Source organism: Candidatus Electronema sp. PJ (assembly GCF_048287395.1).
Taxonomy (GTDB): domain Bacteria; phylum Desulfobacterota; class Desulfobulbia; order Desulfobulbales; family Desulfobulbaceae; genus Electronema.
In genome coordinates this window covers 66965-83472 of sequence record NZ_JBLWEO010000062.1, presented here as the reverse complement: position 1 = coordinate 83472, position 16508 = coordinate 66965, and the positions used below count along the sequence as shown (strand labels likewise).

Annotated in this window: 16 protein-coding genes; 2 read left to right on the top strand and 14 right to left on the bottom strand. The window is 54.4% G+C overall.

Annotation, left to right across the window (positions count from 1 at the left end):
- Window positions 1-20 precede the first annotated feature (20 nt).
- The 8 genes from rpsR to kdsB form a co-directional block, all read right to left on the bottom strand.
- Window positions 21-266, bottom strand: a complete 246-nt coding sequence (gene rpsR / locus ACNKIB_RS10120; RefSeq protein WP_417910427.1) for a 30S ribosomal protein S18 — start codon at window positions 264-266, stop codon at window positions 21-23.
- Window positions 267-305: 39 nt separating this feature from the next.
- Window positions 306-740, bottom strand: coding sequence for a 30S ribosomal protein S6 (rpsF, locus tag ACNKIB_RS10115; RefSeq protein ID WP_417910426.1), 435 nt, complete (start codon window positions 738-740; stop codon window positions 306-308).
- A gap of 192 nt (window positions 741-932) precedes the next feature.
- Window positions 933-2753, bottom strand: a complete 1821-nt coding sequence (locus tag ACNKIB_RS10110; RefSeq protein WP_417910425.1) for an ABC transporter ATP-binding protein — start codon at window positions 2751-2753, stop codon at window positions 933-935.
- A 477-nt stretch (window positions 2754-3230) separates the two neighbouring features.
- Complete coding sequence (locus tag ACNKIB_RS10105; protein ID WP_417910424.1) at window positions 3231-4970, bottom strand: ABC transporter ATP-binding protein; 1740 nt, start codon at window positions 4968-4970, stop codon at window positions 3231-3233.
- Window positions 4971-5018: 48 nt separating this feature from the next.
- Window positions 5019-5390, bottom strand: coding sequence for a response regulator (locus ACNKIB_RS10100; RefSeq protein ID WP_417910423.1), 372 nt, complete (start codon window positions 5388-5390; stop codon window positions 5019-5021).
- Between the two features lie 69 nt (window positions 5391-5459).
- On the bottom strand, window positions 5460-7760 hold the full coding sequence (locus ACNKIB_RS10095; protein ID WP_417910422.1) for a gluconeogenesis factor YvcK family protein: 2301 nt from the start codon (window positions 7758-7760) through the stop codon (window positions 5460-5462).
- A 312-nt stretch (window positions 7761-8072) separates the two neighbouring features.
- A complete protein-coding gene (gene mdh, locus ACNKIB_RS10090; protein WP_417910462.1) occupies window positions 8073-9002 on the bottom strand; it encodes a malate dehydrogenase in 930 nt (309 codons plus the stop codon).
- Between the two features lie 4 nt (window positions 9003-9006).
- Window positions 9007-9777: a 3-deoxy-manno-octulosonate cytidylyltransferase gene (gene kdsB, locus ACNKIB_RS10085; protein ID WP_417910421.1), complete on the bottom strand. Its 771-nt coding sequence runs from the start codon at window positions 9775-9777 to the stop codon at window positions 9007-9009.
- A gap of 102 nt (window positions 9778-9879) precedes the next feature.
- Between kdsB and ACNKIB_RS10080 the strand changes: the two genes are divergently transcribed.
- Window positions 9880-10683, top strand: a complete 804-nt coding sequence (locus ACNKIB_RS10080) for a class I SAM-dependent methyltransferase (RefSeq protein ID WP_417910420.1) — start codon at window positions 9880-9882, stop codon at window positions 10681-10683.
- Here ACNKIB_RS10080 and ACNKIB_RS10075 read toward each other — a convergent pair.
- Entirely contained in the window at window positions 10655-11887 is a 1233-nt protein-coding gene (locus ACNKIB_RS10075; RefSeq protein ID WP_417910419.1) for a choice-of-anchor D domain-containing protein, read from the bottom strand. The genes ACNKIB_RS10080 and ACNKIB_RS10075 overlap by 29 nt on opposite strands.
- A gap of 284 nt (window positions 11888-12171) precedes the next feature.
- Here ACNKIB_RS10075 and ACNKIB_RS10070 point away from each other — a divergent pair, with 284 nt between their 5' ends.
- A complete protein-coding gene (locus ACNKIB_RS10070) occupies window positions 12172-12309 on the top strand; it encodes a hypothetical protein (protein ID WP_417910418.1) in 138 nt (45 codons plus the stop codon).
- A 234-nt stretch (window positions 12310-12543) separates the two neighbouring features.
- Here ACNKIB_RS10070 and ACNKIB_RS10065 read toward each other — a convergent pair whose 3' ends face one another.
- The 5 genes from ACNKIB_RS10065 to ACNKIB_RS10045 form a co-directional block, all read right to left on the bottom strand.
- Window positions 12544-14169 (bottom strand): response regulator, encoded by a 1626-nt coding sequence (locus ACNKIB_RS10065; protein WP_417910417.1) that lies wholly within the window; start codon window positions 14167-14169, stop codon window positions 12544-12546.
- Between the two features lie 171 nt (window positions 14170-14340).
- Window positions 14341-15570, bottom strand: coding sequence for a tryptophan synthase subunit beta (gene trpB / locus ACNKIB_RS10060; RefSeq protein ID WP_417910416.1), 1230 nt, complete (start codon window positions 15568-15570; stop codon window positions 14341-14343).
- The gene (locus ACNKIB_RS10055; RefSeq protein ID WP_417910461.1) at window positions 15567-15920 is read right to left on the bottom strand and encodes a toxin-antitoxin system TumE family protein; all 354 of its coding nucleotides are present in this window, start codon (window positions 15918-15920) and stop codon (window positions 15567-15569) included. Before ACNKIB_RS10055 ends, trpB begins: the two co-directional genes overlap by 4 nt.
- Before the next feature lie 50 nt (window positions 15921-15970).
- A complete protein-coding gene (locus ACNKIB_RS10050) occupies window positions 15971-16297 on the bottom strand; it encodes a hypothetical protein (protein WP_417910415.1) in 327 nt (108 codons plus the stop codon).
- A complete protein-coding gene (locus ACNKIB_RS10045) occupies window positions 16281-16496 on the bottom strand; it encodes a hypothetical protein (protein WP_417910414.1) in 216 nt (71 codons plus the stop codon). The genes ACNKIB_RS10050 and ACNKIB_RS10045 overlap by 17 nt, the downstream gene beginning before the upstream one ends.
- Window positions 16497-16508 lie beyond the last annotated feature (12 nt).

Here is a 16508-nt window from a genome sequence, read left to right as displayed (position 1 = left end):
GCTGCTTCTTGAAGCCGGATTTAGTATTGTACGGTACCTGAATAGGGCAGTAAGGCCAGATGTCGGGCACGCTTGATTGCCTCGGTCAGCTGCCGCTGATGGCGGGCGCAAGTGCCATATATCCGTTTGGGCACGATCTTGCCGCGCTCTGTGACAAGATTTCTGAGAACCTTCACATCTTTATAATCAACGCCCTGTTGCTTGTCAGCGCAGAATCTACATACCTTACGACGATGGAACACTTTTTTGGTCTTGGGAGCAGTCATGGTTAGTGTCTCCTGGAAATTATGAAGTCAGACGGCAAATCAGGACAGCTCTTCCGAGTCGTCTTCGAGTTCTGCGGCGATACCGCTTTCCGCATCGCCACCATCTTTACCCTCGGCCTCGGCAGCCTGTGCTGCTGCTAATGCAGCGATTCGTTCCTTTTCCTTCTCAATGCCTGCCGCGTCAATCGTGTCGGCCAGCTTGATGGTCAGATAGCGCAGAATCCGATCATCAATGCGGAATATACGCTCCATCTCATTGACAGTGGTTCCAGGAGCAGCGAAATTCATATAGACATAATAGCCCTGCGACTCCTTTTTGATGTCGTAAGCGAGCTTTTTGAAGCCCCAACGATTGGTATCGATTACTGTACCCTTATCATTGGTGATAATAGCTGCTGTGCGGTCGATGATTTCTGTAAACTGATTTTCGCCCGCACCTGGGCGCATGATCCAAATTACTTCGTAATGACGCATAATTCCTCCTCGTGGTCATATTGGCCCTCGCTGATTCCTTTGGGAGAGCGAGAAGGTGAATAAAATTGGCGTAGGCCAATTAAGCGGTGAAATATAGCATTACGGCTAGCGCAGTGTCAACAGAAATAAAAGTAATTTTACCACCTGCGGGTTGCCAGTAAAAGGTTATTAGACTTGCGTTCGCAAGAGAAATCAGGTGGAACGACCAGATTGGCGACAGAGGTCAGCCTCTGTCAGTTCGGCATAAAGCCCTTGCCGCGCCAGCAACTCCGCATGACTGCCCAGTTCAACCAATCTGCCCTGCGCAAAGACCGCAATTCGGTCGGCCCGGCGAACTGTGGAGAGGCGGTGCGCGATTACCAGGAGGGTTCTGCCGCCAAAACCGGTTTGCACAGCCTGTTCGAGCAGCAACTCGACCTCTCTATCAACCGAGGAAGTTGCTTCGTCGAGAATTAACACCGCTGGATTACGACACAGGACGCGGGCAAAGGCCACGAGCTGCTTTTGGCCGGCAGAGAGATCAAGGCCTCCCTCGCCGATGCGCGTGTCCAAGCCTTGCGGCAGCTTGGCAACAAAGGCATCCAAGCCGGTGCGGACAAGAATTTGGTAGATTTCTGCCCGATTCAGGCCGGTATCTTGGCGGATATTGGCCAGCACGGTGTCTGGCTCAATCAGCGGGTCTTGCAGCACCAGACCAATCTTGCGGCGCAGGGTTTGCGGGGCAAATTCACGCAGGTCATGGCCGTCGAGCAAAATTCTGCCTGAGGCCGGATCGTAGAATCGCACCAACAGACTGACCAGAGTTGACTTGCCTGCGCCTGTAGGGCCGGTGATAGCGATGGTTTCTCCAGCTTTGATGTGTAGATCAACCTCGTGCAGCACTGCCCGTTCCTTGCCGTTTTCCTCCTCTTTCTGATAGGCAAAGCTGACCTGCTCAAAGCGGATATCGCCCTTGATGCGCTCCCCGTCTAAGGGGATGGCAGGTTCGATAATGCGGCCAGAGATGTCGAGCAGCTCAAAAATCCGCTCTGCTGAGGCCAACGCAGACTGGACGACCGAGTATTTGCGGGCGATTTCCTGCATGGGCTGGAAAAAAAGGCGCATGTAGATAAGAAAAGCGGTCAGCTCACCCAAGGTAAGATGGCTTTGCAGGACTTCACCGCCGCCGTACCAAAGCACGGTCGCCATGGCCAGAGCTGCAATGAATTCCGTCAAGGGCATAAAGGCCCCGAACAGCCGGATTAGGCGCAAATTACGCTCCAGATAAACCCCATTCAGCTCGCGAAACTTGGCCATGCTGTCTGCTTCTCGGCCATAAAGCTGAAGAATCCCCACGTTGGACAATACCTCTTGCAAAAAAGCGTTGACCACGGCCAATTGACTGCGGATACCTCGGAAGCCATCGCGGGCAATTCGGGAGAAAAACAGGGTAATCAACAGCGACAGCGGCAGAAAGACGGTCATGATCAAGGCAAGCCGGACATTGATCAGATACAGGGCCGCGAGAATCCCGAACAGCTTGAGCAGATCGTTAAAAAGCGTGACCATGACCAGCGAAAACATCTCATTCATATTCTGAATGTCGTTGGTCAGCCGGGTTACTAGGCGACCGACAGGATGGGCATGGAAAAAGGCAAGATCAAGCGAAAGCAAATGGCGGTAAAGGTCGCTGCGCAGCTGGTGCATGACTGATTGGCCGATGTATTCCATCGCCACTACCTGGCCAAAGCCTGCGGCAAAGGCCACAGCCGCAGCCAAACCGTAGAGCAGGGCGATGTGCAGCAGACCATGCAGCCGCTCAACATCTGCGCCCGCCGTTGTCATGAAGGCATCAATAGCAAACTGGAGGAGTTGCGGCTGGGCAAGGGCTGCGCCTGTGGCCAACAGAGAGAGCAAGGCACTCCAAGCGATGTTGGCTCGATAGGAACCGCATTGGCCGAAGATTCGTTTCCACAGACGGAAGTCAGAGACTCGTCTGGCTTTCCCTTCCTCAAAATAGCCGAAATGGCGCATCAGTATCCCCTAGTTTCCTGAAAAGATTTCTTTCCAGTTATCAGGTTGCAGCGGATAACAACCTGTTTTGGCCTGCTTGGTCACGTTTCTTGCTCGTTTACCAACGAGTTTGGCTCAATAAGCAAGAGTTGTGGTTAAGCAAGAACCTTCTGCTGCCGAGCCACAACCTTCTCTTGCTTGGCAACAAAAGGTTGTGGTTAAGCAACAAAGAGTTCTGGTCGAGCCGAAGAGAGTTGTTGTTTAGCTACAACCTTCTTCTGCCGAGCAAGAACCTTCTCTTGTTAAGCAACAAAAGGTTGTTGTTGAGCCACTAAGAGTTGTTACTCGGCAAGAAAGAGTTGTTATCAAGCAACAACCTCCTCTTGTTTAGCCATAACTCTTGGTGAGTCGGCCAAACTCCTTTTCTGCCCAGCCAAACGTGTTGGTAAACGAGCCAGCAAGGAGTTGTTCTGAGTCGTTAAGAAACGTTGCTTGAGCTTATCCAAGTGGTCGGTAATACGGACTGTGCGCGAGGAGCTGGGCATGGCTGCCTTGTTCGCTAATTCGGCCTTGATCTAAGAGCAAGATGTAGTCGGCATGGGCGAGAAGCTGAACATGGTGGGAAACGATGATCAGGGTCTTGCCCCGTTGCTTGGTACGGAGGGCGGCAAAGACTTGCTGGGCAGTTTCTGCGTCTAAAGCCGACAACGCATCATCGACAATCAGGATGGGGCGGTCAGCAAGCAGGGCGCGGGCGATGGCAAGCCGCTGCTTTTGGCCGCCAGAGAGCCGCAGCCCCTTTTCTCCCAGCCTAGTTTCGTAGCCGTCTGACATAGCCATGATTTCATCATGGACTGCGGCCAGTCGCGCTACCTCCATAATCTCTTCGAGTGAGGCATCGGATTTGGCAAGGCTGATGTTCTCCGCTGCTGTCCCGGAAAAGAGGGAGGTGTTTCGGTCAACGTAGCTGATACACTGCCAGATCAGGTTGAGTTCGAGCTGATTCACGTCATGACCGGCAAAGAAATAGCTGCCTTCCACGACTGGATACTGTCTCACCAACAGGCGACAGAGCGTTGATTTGCCAGAACCGGTTCTACCGCTGATGCCAAGGATGCCTGGGCCGATTTCCAGATCTATGTCGCGCAAGGCAGGCGTGATGGTGCCGGGATAGACAAAGCTGAGGTGGCGCAAAGAAAGGTGCGGACGACTTTGCAGGATGCTGGTCTGCGGCGTAGGATGTAAGCTGGCTTTGACAGCGGATTCGGCAGCCAAGAGACGGCTGATACGGGCCAACGAGGTCAGTCCACGGCGGATAATACCTGTTGACCAGCCCACCGTAGCCAATGGCAGGGAGAGCATGGCGAAGTAACTGATGAAGGCCACGAATTCACCGAGGGTGATAACCTGGCTGATCACCATTTGGCCGCCAGAATGGAGTACCAACAGGGTGCCAAGGCTGCCAGTCAGCATTGCTACCGGCAACAGCAAGCCTTGGATTACTGCTGCTCGGATGTTAAAGGCGACATAATCCCGGCCTAACTGGCCAAACTCGCTGATTTGTTGTTCCTCTCTCGTATAACCCTTGATCAGCCGGATGGAAATGAGGGTATTGCGGGCGAATTCGGTGAGCAGACTGAATTGGGCCTGCACCCGTTCAAAACGGCGGTGCAGCGCGTGGGAGAGAAGTAAGGTGCTGAGGGCCAGCAAGGGCAAGGGCAGGGCGGCAGTCAGCGTCAGTTGCGGGCTAATCTGGAGCATAAACAGCACGGCAACGATAGACATGACCACCACATCAGCGGCAGCGGCCAGTCCCATGCCAAAAGCCAGCTGCACCGCGCTGAGATCGTTGCTGGCATGGGCCATGATCTCGCCTGGTGGACGGCGATCCAGAAAGGTCTGATCCATGCTGAGAACATGGGCGATCAGCTGGTCGCGCAAGGTAGTTTCCAGATGTCGAGAAAAGCCAATCAGCAGGGTGCGCCAGCTATAACGGAGTACGCCTGTGCTGGCTGCGGTCAGGAGGATATATAACGCCAGCACGAACAGCCGCTGCTGGGTAGCTATGCCTTGGGCCAGCTCATCTACCCCGATTTTCAGATAGCGCGGCAGGGTGAAATGGAGCAGATCGCTGGCCAACAGGGCGATGAGGCCAAAGAGGAGGCGGAAACGGAAGCGGTGAAAAATTGGGCAGAGCAGATCAACGAAGGAAGCCTCCGGCGCAGGCGTGCGAGACATAATACTCATGAGAAAAAGGAAAGACCGGAGGCCGACGGTCCTGTTTGCTCACTGAATATCCAGTAGCTTCCTGATGGCAACGATCAGGTCATCGATGGAAAAAGGCTTGGCAAAGGCCAAATCAGCACCCAACTCTAAGGCGGCAGGGAGATAAGTTTCTGGGCCGATCCGACCGCCGCCGGAAATGGCGATAATTTTCGTCTCAGGAAAGTGTTTCCTGATGTAGCTAATGGTTTCCATGCCTTCTTTCTCCGGCATGATGAGATCGGTGATCACCAACTCAAAAGGCTGTTTGTCGAGCAAGCGCTGGCCTTCGCGGCCATTCACGGCAGCAAAGGCAGCAAAGCCTGCTACTTCTACTGAGCGGACGAGCAGTGAGAGAATCTGCTCGTCATCATCTATGATCAAAATTTTTTTCATGTATCTCCCCTCTGAAAACACCACCGTTAGCTCCTCATGCACCTTCTGGAGAGCATTATAGCGCATTTTTTATGAAATCCGGCTGCGAAAAACATGCTCGCGGAAAAAAGCGATCTGTTTTTCCTGTCTGCGCACAGTTTCTGCCTGCTTGGCAACTAAAGCAGAGGTGCCGCTTTTCATCATTGACATCATGCGGTCGATGCTGGGGGCAAAGCGGTTGTCCAGATACCAGGCAAAGAGGAGACCGAAGAGGAGGCCAGGCGGCAGGAAGCCATCTTCACCGTTGACTGTACGGGCGTAGAGCCGCTTCCGCCGGTCAGGTCGCGACATCTGGGCGAGCTGGAGGTATGCGTCAAGCTGCTCACTGCTGAGAAAGCCGTTCAAATCCTGCTGATCACGGACAGTCAGCCAGTAAATCCGCCCGATTTGCCGCTCTTGGAAGAAGATTGGCTCTAAGTGCTTCTCCGCACAATAGTTGCCAAGCAGCGACTGGCCGATAGCCACCAGCAGCGGCATTTCCAGGCGAGCTGCGTCTTCAGTCTGATCCTGGCGAATCTTCAGGCAGCCGTCTTCCGGGTCGTAAAAAGAAAAGATGTTGTCCCACTGCTGGCTGCGACTCCAACGGGCCGAGCTGACCAAGCTGATGCCCCGCACTGCCCCGAGATGGGCAGGATGGATGTCCGGGTGTCGCCAGATGATCTCGATAACCGCAGCGATGAGCTGGTCCCGCTCGCTAGGCTCTAGCTCTTTAGGCTGTTCAGTGAGCAGGCTGATCTGGCGGAAATTCAGGTTGCTGACAATCCGGCTGATCTCTTCGTGGCGGATACAGGGCAGGAGTCGGTCAGGGCAGATACTCACCGTACCGGAATGGACAGGTTTAGCCCGGAAGGTCGGTGGCAGCGGGGAGATCAGGAAGCCACCTGCCCTCAGGCCCCAAAGTGCCCGCACCGCCAGGGCAAGGGCCGCAGGGTCATGCTGGACAATGTTCTCCTGTCGCAGCAGTTCGCGGGAGAAGATGCGGGCCTGCACCGGCTCAAAGCCGAGAGCGCGTACCTGCTCGCTATCAACATAGATCGGTTCCTTCTTCTCAATGGCGTAGTTTTGCAGTACTGAGCCAGGGATGTCTGCCAGATCAAGGGTGAGGACATGCGAGAACAGGCCTTGGATGCCACCGGGAATGTTGCTGTCATAGGCCCGGATAAGGTCGGAGACATGGAAACGCTTCTCCGGTACATCCAGGGTGGCATCGGTCTCGCCTTGCTGCACCCAGATGTTGGCCACCAAGAGCTTCATTGCGCTGCTGCTACGGATCAGCTCGGCTAGGCCAGGTACCTGTAAGATGGGGATGATCGAGGTGTAGAGGCTCCCCGGTGCAAGGATGATGATATCGGCCCGGCGGAGCTGATCCGCAGCTTCATCTGGCAGTAGCGGCTCTTCGACAAAACGGACACTGACCTGTTCGACTGGCCAGCCACGTTCAGCTAAACCAGCCTTGGCTTCGCCTGTGACCTGCACGCCGTTGCTGTACAGCACCTGGAGCTGGGCCGGCGTGACTGTGCAGGGGAGCACTGCATTCCGGCCAGCACCAATGGCTAAGGCCAGATCAGAGATGCCCTCTAGCACCGCATGTTGCAGCCGCTTCTGATTGGCAATCAACTCGGCAGTGCGGAAGAACGAAGGCAGCTTGCCATAGACTGCTGCGGCAATCAACAGATTACCCAGACACTGGGGCCGCTGGAGAGCTGCTTTCATCCGCTGATCCGTGAACAGCCGCCGCATCAGGTCAGACAAATACCCTGCCATTGGTGCGGGCAGCCGTTCTGGGGCTGTGCCACTCTTCTTCCAGAGCTGCTCGGCAGATTCTGGCGGCACGGTAAAGCGGAGATTAAAGATCCCATGCAAAAGGGCCGCAACCTCTGCTGCCTGGGCGGGATTGAGATGATACTGATTCTTGAGATTGATGCTGCGCACTGAGGCGAGGAGGACATGGCGCAGGTCGCCAAGGCCGATGAGCGGAAAATCCTTGAGCATCTCACCGGTCGAGCCGCCGTCGTCAGTCACACAGACCAATGAACAGAGATGCGGAAATATCTCCTTGAGACCAGTAAAAGGATTCTGCCGCCACTCAGGTCGCCGGGAGTCGCCACCCACGGCCTTGGATAGGCCAGTGCCGCCACCTAATACCACCACACGCAGGCCGCTGACTTCAACACCCCGCAGTCCCTCAGCCAGCTGCTGCCATTCACGGGCACAGCCTGGCACACCCGGCGGTGCTTCCTCACCCAGGGTTAGGGCAAGCACCCGCTCCGGCAAGCTGCCTTTGCCGAGGAAGTCCAAGGGGGCAAACCGCTTTGTCGTGAGTCCCTGCAAGACCTCCTGCAGGAAGCTGATCCTGTTTTGCGCCATCAGTCATCCCAGAGTTACGCAAGGGCGGCTGATCCACCGTCCTGCCATGCTTTCCTCGACAGCTTATCGAGAATATCTCGACAGGCTGTCGAAAGTGGAACTCGACAGGCTATCGAGAATATCTCGACAGGCTATCGAGCATATCCCCGACAGCCTGTCGAGAATATCTCGACAGGCTATCGAGAGTGTCTCGACAGGCTATCGAGCATGTCCCGACAGGCTATCGAGATGTACCCGAAAGGAGCAGCAAGGCTGCTTCTGATTACCGCAGGAAGATTAAAGCCCGGTCTCTGCCATTTGCTGCCGCACTGCCACGACCGATTCCTGGAGAGCTTGTTGCTCATCCTCAGTCAACTCAAATTCGAGGATGCGTTCTACGCCTTTTTCGCCCAACACCACTGGCACGCCGAGGAAGCAGCCAGCAATGCCGAACTCGCCATCCAAATAGGCTGCGCAGGGCATCACCCGCCTGCTGTCGCACAACACGGCTTCAGCCATCTCAATGGCGGCAAGGCCTGGAGTATAGAAGGCACTGCCGGTTTTCAGGTGATTGACAATCTCGCCACCGCCATGCTGGGTACGATGCACGATCTCCGCGATCTTCTCCGCAGGTAGGAGGCTGCTGACTGGCACACCGCCAACGTTTGCCAAGCGTACCAAGGGCAGCATCTTGTCGCCATGAATACCCATCACTAACGCACTGACATCAACCGGAGCCACACCCAAGGCTTGCGCCAAAAAGGTACGGTAGCGGGCTGAGTCAAGCACGCCTGCCATGCCGATAATCCGATGTTTGGGCAAGCCAGAGGCCTTGAAGGCCGTATAGACCATCGCATCAATCGGGTTAGTGACCACGATCATGAAACAGTTGGGTGAATAACGTACCGCCTGTTCCGCACAGGTCTTGACAATGGCCACATTCTTAGCCAGGAGATCATCGCGAGACATCCCTGGTTTGCGAGCCAAGCCTGCAGTGATGATCACCAAATCTGAGTTGGCTGAATCGGCATAGTCATTACTCCCCAGGACTGTACCAGCATAGCCATCAAGCGGCCCAGCTTGCCAAAGGTCCAGGGCCTTGCCTTGCGGAATACCTTCCATAACATCAAGGAGGACTATGTTGCCTAATCTACGGCTCAAGGCCCAATGAGCGGCAGTCGCACCAACATTGCCTGCACCGATGATGGTAATCTTGTTCTTCATTATCTTTTTATGATGAGTGAACTGCGACCTTCAGTAGCTCTGCCTCAGCCCGCAAGGCATCCTGGGGCGTATCGACCTCTAACGAGTCATGCTCTGTCAGAACTACCTTGATCCGGTAGCCATACTCTAAGGCACGCAGCTGTTCCAGCTTTTCAAATCGCTCCCACTCTCCTTCGGGTAAGGCGACAAAGCTGAGAAGGAAATCCTTACGGTACGCGTAAAAGCCTAGGTGCTTGTAATAGATTGGCGTACCATCCTCTGGGTTCCGCTGAAAGGGGATCGGCGAACGAGAGAAGTAGAGCGCGTTGCCCTGGCGATCAAAGACCGTTTTGACGTGATTCGGGTCAGCAATCTCTTCTGGTCTGGTGATCTTGTAGATCAGGGTCGCCATAGGCAGGCTAAGATCATCCAAAAGAGGCCGGGCTACCTGTTCAACCACCTCTGCTGGGAATAAAGGCTGATCACCCTGAATGTTCACCACCACCTCGGTTTCTGCTAGACCAAGGAGTTCTACGGCCTCAGCCAGACGATCCGTACCTGAGACATGATCAGGCCGGGTCATGACTGCTGTGCCGCCAAATGCACTTACGGCCTTGGCGATACGCTCGTCATCGGTAGCGACAATCACCCGTGTTAGGAGAGGCACCTGCTGGGCACGCTCAACCACATGTTGAATCATGGGTTTGCCTGCAATCAGGGCGAGTGGCTTGCCCGTAAAACGGTTAGATCGCCAGCGAGCTGGGATAATGGCTGTCACGCCAGGCTGGGTTTGGCTCATGAATAGGTTCCCTTTCTCGGTTCCTGTGCTATGAAAACAAGCCTGCCCATGATACAGTGCAGCTCATGAAATATCAATGCACAAATGTGGGCTGGTTTTGCTATGTCTCTATCTAACCTTGCTGTGACCTGCGCAGATCCTGCGCTGCTTGCTCAGGCTGAAGAGTTGGCTCTCAGGCTCCAGCTCCCTTTAGCACAGCCTGGAGAGCAACATCAGCTTCTGCTGCGGTGCAGTAGCAGAGGGCTTGAGTTACTCAAGCTAGATGATCCCAACATGACAGGCAGTGTCCGGGTGGATTTCACAAGCGGAGCAGCGGTCTTTCGCAGACAGCAAACAGGCAAGGAGCTGTTACTCAAGGCTGTTGGCTGTAAAGGGAGAGCAAAACCTGCGGTGATTGATGCTACGGGTGGGCTAGGCCGCGACAGCTTCTTACTGGCCACAGCAGGCTGTCAGGTCCATCTATTCGAGCAGGAGCCTGTGATTGCTGCTCTCCTGGCAGATGGTTTGGCACGTGCTCGGTTGTACCCAGAAACGATGAACATCGCCGCCCGTATCCAGCTCACGGTTGGCGATGCGGTCACGTTTCTGCGCGCTCTCCAGGTACGGAATGAACAGGTCGAGGTAATCTACCTCGACCCTATGTTCCCAGAGCGACGCAAGTCCGCCTTAGTCAAGAAGGAACTCCAGCTCCTCCAGTTGTTGGCTACGGCAGATCCCTCTGCTGATCAGCTCCTCCTCAGTGCAGCCCTGTCAGTCGGCAACCGAGTCGTGATCAAGCGACCAGTGAGAGCACCTTACCTGGCTGACCTGCGTCCTTCCCATTCTATTCTCGGTACCAACATCCGCTTTGATGTCCATTTGCGAACGCGGGTCAACCTTACAGCAGCAAACGATACGTCGGGATAAGCCCTTCAGCTCCTTGTTCGATACCTTCTGCTCCCCGAATAACAAAGGTGTATGGGTTCTCGTCGCTGTCGTCATTGGTAATGCTGACTGTGCAGGTATTACTATCACCAGGATTGCTTGGTGTATATTGAACAGTAAACGTGGTTGTTCCCTGGGCTGCGACAACAGAGGTTGCAGGCTGGGTCGTAATGCTGAAGCCCTGACACTCTCCTCCAGTTAAACCGATGGGCAGAGTGAGAGTTAAATCTGCATCACCAGTATTGGCAAGCGTAAAGGTACGGCTTACAGGTGTATTGACTGCCGTATAACCAAAGTGGGTATGATCAGTAGCACTTGGGGTGCTATCCCCATTGGAAATAGAGGTATTATTACCTTGACTGTCTATCTCAGGGCCTTGGGGCGGATAACTCCAACTTGCACAGGGATCAAAGACATTCATCACGATCATCTGAGCAAAATTCCAATCTTTAGAATTCCAATCTGTATATGGCCCTGAGTATCGGCCAATCCCCAAGAAGCCTTCCTTCCCAGCAGTACCAGAATTATCATCGTAGGGATACCAAAGTATGGCATGACGATGCCCCCAATCACTAGTACTGTCATCATACATCCATCCATACACTGACCGCTCCACAGGCAAAGGGATACTATTGCCAGTCGTCATAAATACCGCCAGGTTTTCGGCGATATTCAGGAAGTCAGAGCAGGCACCAATGGCTGGATTGTCTGCTAACCGTTCCCAAGGATCTCTTCCATCCTCTGAGTGTCCCCACTTATTATTGGTGAGCAGATATTGAGCATAATACTGAGCTACGCCTGTCACATTGCTTTCAATACCATGCAGAGCATCCACGCCTCGATCAAGGCGTTCTCGGTTGATCAACCAGAGAGCTTTCTCACCATCACTCATTGCATCCCAGGTAGCTTGATCAGGTAAGGAGAGCATGGGCAGTGCTGTGTTTAGCATGGTATTTTCAGCGGTTCGGGCATTATTAAATGCGCATTGGATACTCGCGACTCCAACTTTATCGCAACTTGCTAACCAGTCGGTGTCATTAGGCGGATCAGTTGGGTAAGAAGCAAGCATCACTCGTTGCCGATAGATAGGCTCGCTGGTTTGAAAGACCTCTTGTGCCGCAAGAGCAGCAGCCGGAGAGGACAACAGCAAAATACTTACACAACTATACTGGATATATTTACGCATTCGATTTTCCTCTTGTCTCATAGTGTTTGCTCTTCTTGCCATCAAGACAAACCAGATACAGCGGATGAATACGTCAGCAATCTTGTAAAGCAAGTGGATTTATCTCTGGAGCAGAGCAGGGGATGAATCAGCAAAAGCTGTCAGAACTGAGCTGTAAAGCTCCTCTATCCTTTCCTTTTACGTGATCATTCTCAGAAAAGCAAGCCTTTTATCATAGCCTTGTCAGTATGGTAGGCCAAGACTTCGCATGAGCAGAAGGAGAAATCCTTGCCTGATGATGGAGCATGGCAATCCAGCCTACATTCCTTTCTTGCTCGCTGGCAAAGGAGTTTGCCTTGGCAACAGAGGAGTTCTGCCGACTTGGCAAGGAGTTGTATTCGGCAGGCAAGGAGTTTGGCCGAGTACCAAAGGAGTTTTGGTAGGCCGCAAAGGAATCTTGCCGATTAGGAAAGGAGTTGGAGTCGGCAAAACTCCTCTGCAACTCGGCAAGAAAGCAGTTTGGCCAAGCCGAACTCCTTTTCTGCCGAATACAACTCCTTTGCCAGCGAGCAAGAAAGGAACAGTTAGAGGGCTAATCGAAGAAAAAGATTAATCCCAGGATACCTCGGAGAGTCTTTGAAGTTGGGTCTTGCCCAAAAAAAGAGCGACTGCGCAGCTCATCCAGCTGGCAGCCAACGGCGCAGGGTGGCGGCGAGCTGCTCTTTGTCGATAGGCTTGGTCAAATAATCGTCCATGCCTGCATCAAAGCATTTCTCCTGGTCGCCGCTCATGGCATTGGCGGTCATGGCAATGACGAGTCTGTGCCGACCATGCAGGCGGTTGCGCAAACGATCAACAAGGCTGGCTTCAAGTCGGTCTGCAACCTCTTCATCCAGCTCCTCGCCCTGCTCGCAGCAGCGGATGAGCTGGGTCAGGCTATAGCCATCGAGTCGAGGCATCTGGACATCAGAGAGAATCAGGTCAAAGCTGTCATCCTCCAGCAGGATATGCAGGGCTTCTATGCCGTCGATGGCCTCGGTTACTTGATGCTGGTGCTTCTCTAGGACTACTCGGAGCAAGAAGCGGTTGGCCGGGTTGTCCTCGACGAGCAGAATGCGCACGGGTCGCACCCTGATTTCCTCTAAGATCGTAGTTGCTTTCTTCTGCGGTAGTTCCTGAGCGGTGAGGCTAAAGATGACGATAAAGGTGAAGGTCGTGCCTTTACCGTACTCGCTTTTAACGCTAATCATACCGTCCATCAGTTCGCAGAGTTGGCGGCAGATAGCAAGGCCTAGTCCCGTGCCGCCAAACTTGCGCGAGACCGAGCTATCTGCCTGCGAGAAGGCACTAAAGACCGAACAGATTTTGTCTGGCTTAATGCCAATACCTTGGTCAATCACGGCCACACGCACAGCAACTGTCTCGAGTCCAAATTTTTCCAGGGTGACAGTGATGCGGATAGGGCCTTTCTCAGAAAACTTGATGGCATTGCTGAGGAGATTGAGAATGATCTGGCGGAAACGGAGACTGTCACCTTTGACCATAGCTGGGACAGTAGGCGCGATGTCAACGAGGATATCCAGGCCTTTCTCTTTCGACAACACCGACACTGTGCGGACAGCCGCCTCGACTGCTTCGGCAATCAGGAAGGGATGTACGTCCAGCTCCATCTGCCCTGCCTCGATCTTGGAAAAGTCGAGGATGTCGTTGATCAGGGAGAGCAGCGAGTCCGCAGACAGCTTGACAGTCTCCAGATAGCTGCGCTGCTGGGGATCAACTGCCTTTTCCAGAGCCAAATCAGTCATGCCCATGATCGCGCTCATCGGCGTGCGGATCTCATGGCTCATGTTAGCGAGAAAGACTGATTTAGACTGCGAGGCAGCCTCGGCCCGCAAACGCGCCGTCTGAAGCTGCTGCCGCATTCGCAGCAGCTCAATCTGGGTGGCGATCCGAGCGCGGACAATCTCCAGCTTAAAGGGCTTGGTAATGAAATCAACGGCACCAGCATCTAGCCCTTGCAGCTCGTCGCTCTCCTTATCCAAGGCACTGAGAAAGATCACCGGGATGTGCTTGCTCAGAGGATTAGCCTTGAGGCGGCGGCAGACCTCGTAGCCGTCCATGCCTGGCATCATGATGTCCAGCAAGATTAAATCCGGCAGCGGCTCCTGCACAGCCAACTCCAGCCCCTGCATCCCGCTGGTCGCTACCTTGATCTTGTAGGCAGGCGACATGGCCTCGCCCAGGAGCATCAGGTTGTCGATGATGTCATCAATGATGAGGAGGGTGTATTTTTTTTCGCTCATATTTTGCACAGGCCAGAGTGCCGGAATCTCAACGCAGAGGCGGCGGGCCGCTGCGGTCAGGGTTCAACTGCAAAGCGTGATGACAAAAACGTTGGCGCAGTCTCTGTGTAACGCATATCCTGCTCTTTGGCAATATGTCGTTCGTATTTTCCCCTCTTTCTTCCCGAGCGACTATTTACCCCGGTATTCATCCGCCCGGCGGACAATGAACTCCTGCCACGACGGATCGTTGAAGGCGTGGGCGATGGTGAATATGTCCTTGTCGCCCCGGCCTGACATGTTGATAATGATGCTCTGCTCGCGGGACATCTGCGGTGCTTCTTTGATCGCTTGGGCAAAGGCATGGGAAGACTCCAAAGCCGGAATGATGCCCTCGGTCTTCATGGTCAGCTTGAGGGCTTCAAGCACCTCGTCATCTGTGGCCGCCTCAAAGCGCACTCGGCCTTTCTCGCCCAGATCAGCCAGTATCGGCGAAATGCCGACATAGTCCAGCCCGGCGGAAATGGAATGCGTGTCGAGCATCTGGCCGTCGCTGTCTTGGAGGAACTTGGTTTTGTAGCCCTGCGCCACGCCTGCGGCAGCGCGGTCGCTCAACATGCGGGAGGCGTGCTTGCCGGTGTCGAGTCCTTTGCCGCCTGCCTCAACGCCGACTAATTCCACGCCGCTTTGATCAAGGAAGCCTTGAAAAATGCCCATTGCATTTGAGCCGCCGCCGACGCAGGCGTACACTCTGTCCGGCATTGCGCCGCGCTGCTCCATGATCTGCCGCCGCGCCTCCTGGCCGATGATCGACTGAAACCATGCCACCATTTCCGGGAAGGGATGCGGCCCGCAGGCGGTGCCGAGCACGTAATGCGTCGTGTCCATGCTTGCCACCCAGTCGCGGAATGCCTCGTTGATCGCGTCCTTCAGGGTGCGCGAGCCGTCTTTCACCGGCACCACGGTCGCGCCGAGCTTCTCCATCCAGAAGACATTGGGTCTTTGCCGCGCAACATCCTCTTCGCCCATGTAAATCGTGCAGGCAAAGCCGAAGCGGGCGGCCATCGTCGCCGTGGCCACACCGTGCTGGCCCGCGCCGGTTTCGGCGATGACCCGCTTCTTGCCCATCCGCCGCACCAGCAGCCCTTGGCCCATGACGTTATTGGCCTTGTGCGCTCCCGTGTGGTTGAGGTCTTCGCGCTTGATGTAAATCCGCGCCCCGCCAAGCTGATTGGAGAGGTTTTCCGCAAAGGTCAGCGGCGTGGGCCTGCCGGAGTAGTTGGCCATCAGGTCAACGTATTCCTGCCAAAAGCTGGCATCGGCCCGCGCCGCCTCATAGGCCGCGTTCAGCTCGGCAAAGGTTTGATGCAGCACTTCCGGGATGAACGCCCCGCCCCATTGTCCGAAGTATCCTTTTTTCATAGCGTGTTGTTGTTGAAAGTCTTTATGAATTCGGCCTCAAGCAGGTCAACCAGCGCGATGACGCTCATGACTCTTCCGGGCATCACCTCTGTTTCGCTGCCTGCATGAATGTGATGCGGAAAATTCGTCAGCTCAGGAAAATGACGGGCGTTGTCCCACCGTCTGATGAGCCGCTGCTTTGTTCTGTCCATCCACTGATGGCGGTATTCCAGCGTCGAGCATCCCTCCGGCCCGGCAAGAAAATATTCCGACACTTCGAGAAAGTCGCCGCTGGCAAGCGTCATGCGGGCGCGAAAATAGCCGCGACTGCCCATAGCGCGTTCAGTGACGACGACAAGAGAATTGATCACGTTGGACAAAATGAGCCTATCCTTGATTTGCTCAAGACAGTCCTGCGCACTCATTGCAAAGAGGCACCGGAGAGTTTGGCCAATCGTTCTTGAACAGCCTGCCAGATGTCATACATTGCGCTCCATTCAAAAAAATCGGCATTGTCGCCAATCTCTCCCCGTTGAAAACGTTCATAGAACAGCTCTGACGGCATTTGATGCCGCTGCTCGAAAGAATCCAAGATTTCCCGGTATTCCTTCAGCTCGCGCTGCGCCTTGCCGCGTTCCAGATCAATCAGTTTGTCAAGCACTCGATCAGCCATTGCAGAATGATAATCCTGCTGATACACCTCCCGTAGGATACGAATTCTGCTCAGTGTTTCAGTCTGCGCTGTCATAGGTTTCCTCCTTGCCTGCACTCCAGACCTCTTTATGCGACAGAAATTCAAGCTGCCCGGCAGCGTTCCGTTCTTGCAGCTCAAGCATATCATTGTATATATCCTCTCGCAATTCGTACTCGCCTTGGTCGCCGCGTTCAATCGGATCATCCCGCAGGCATCCGTAGGTTTCTCTTTCCAGCAAGTGCCTTGTGATCATGTCGCACCATTT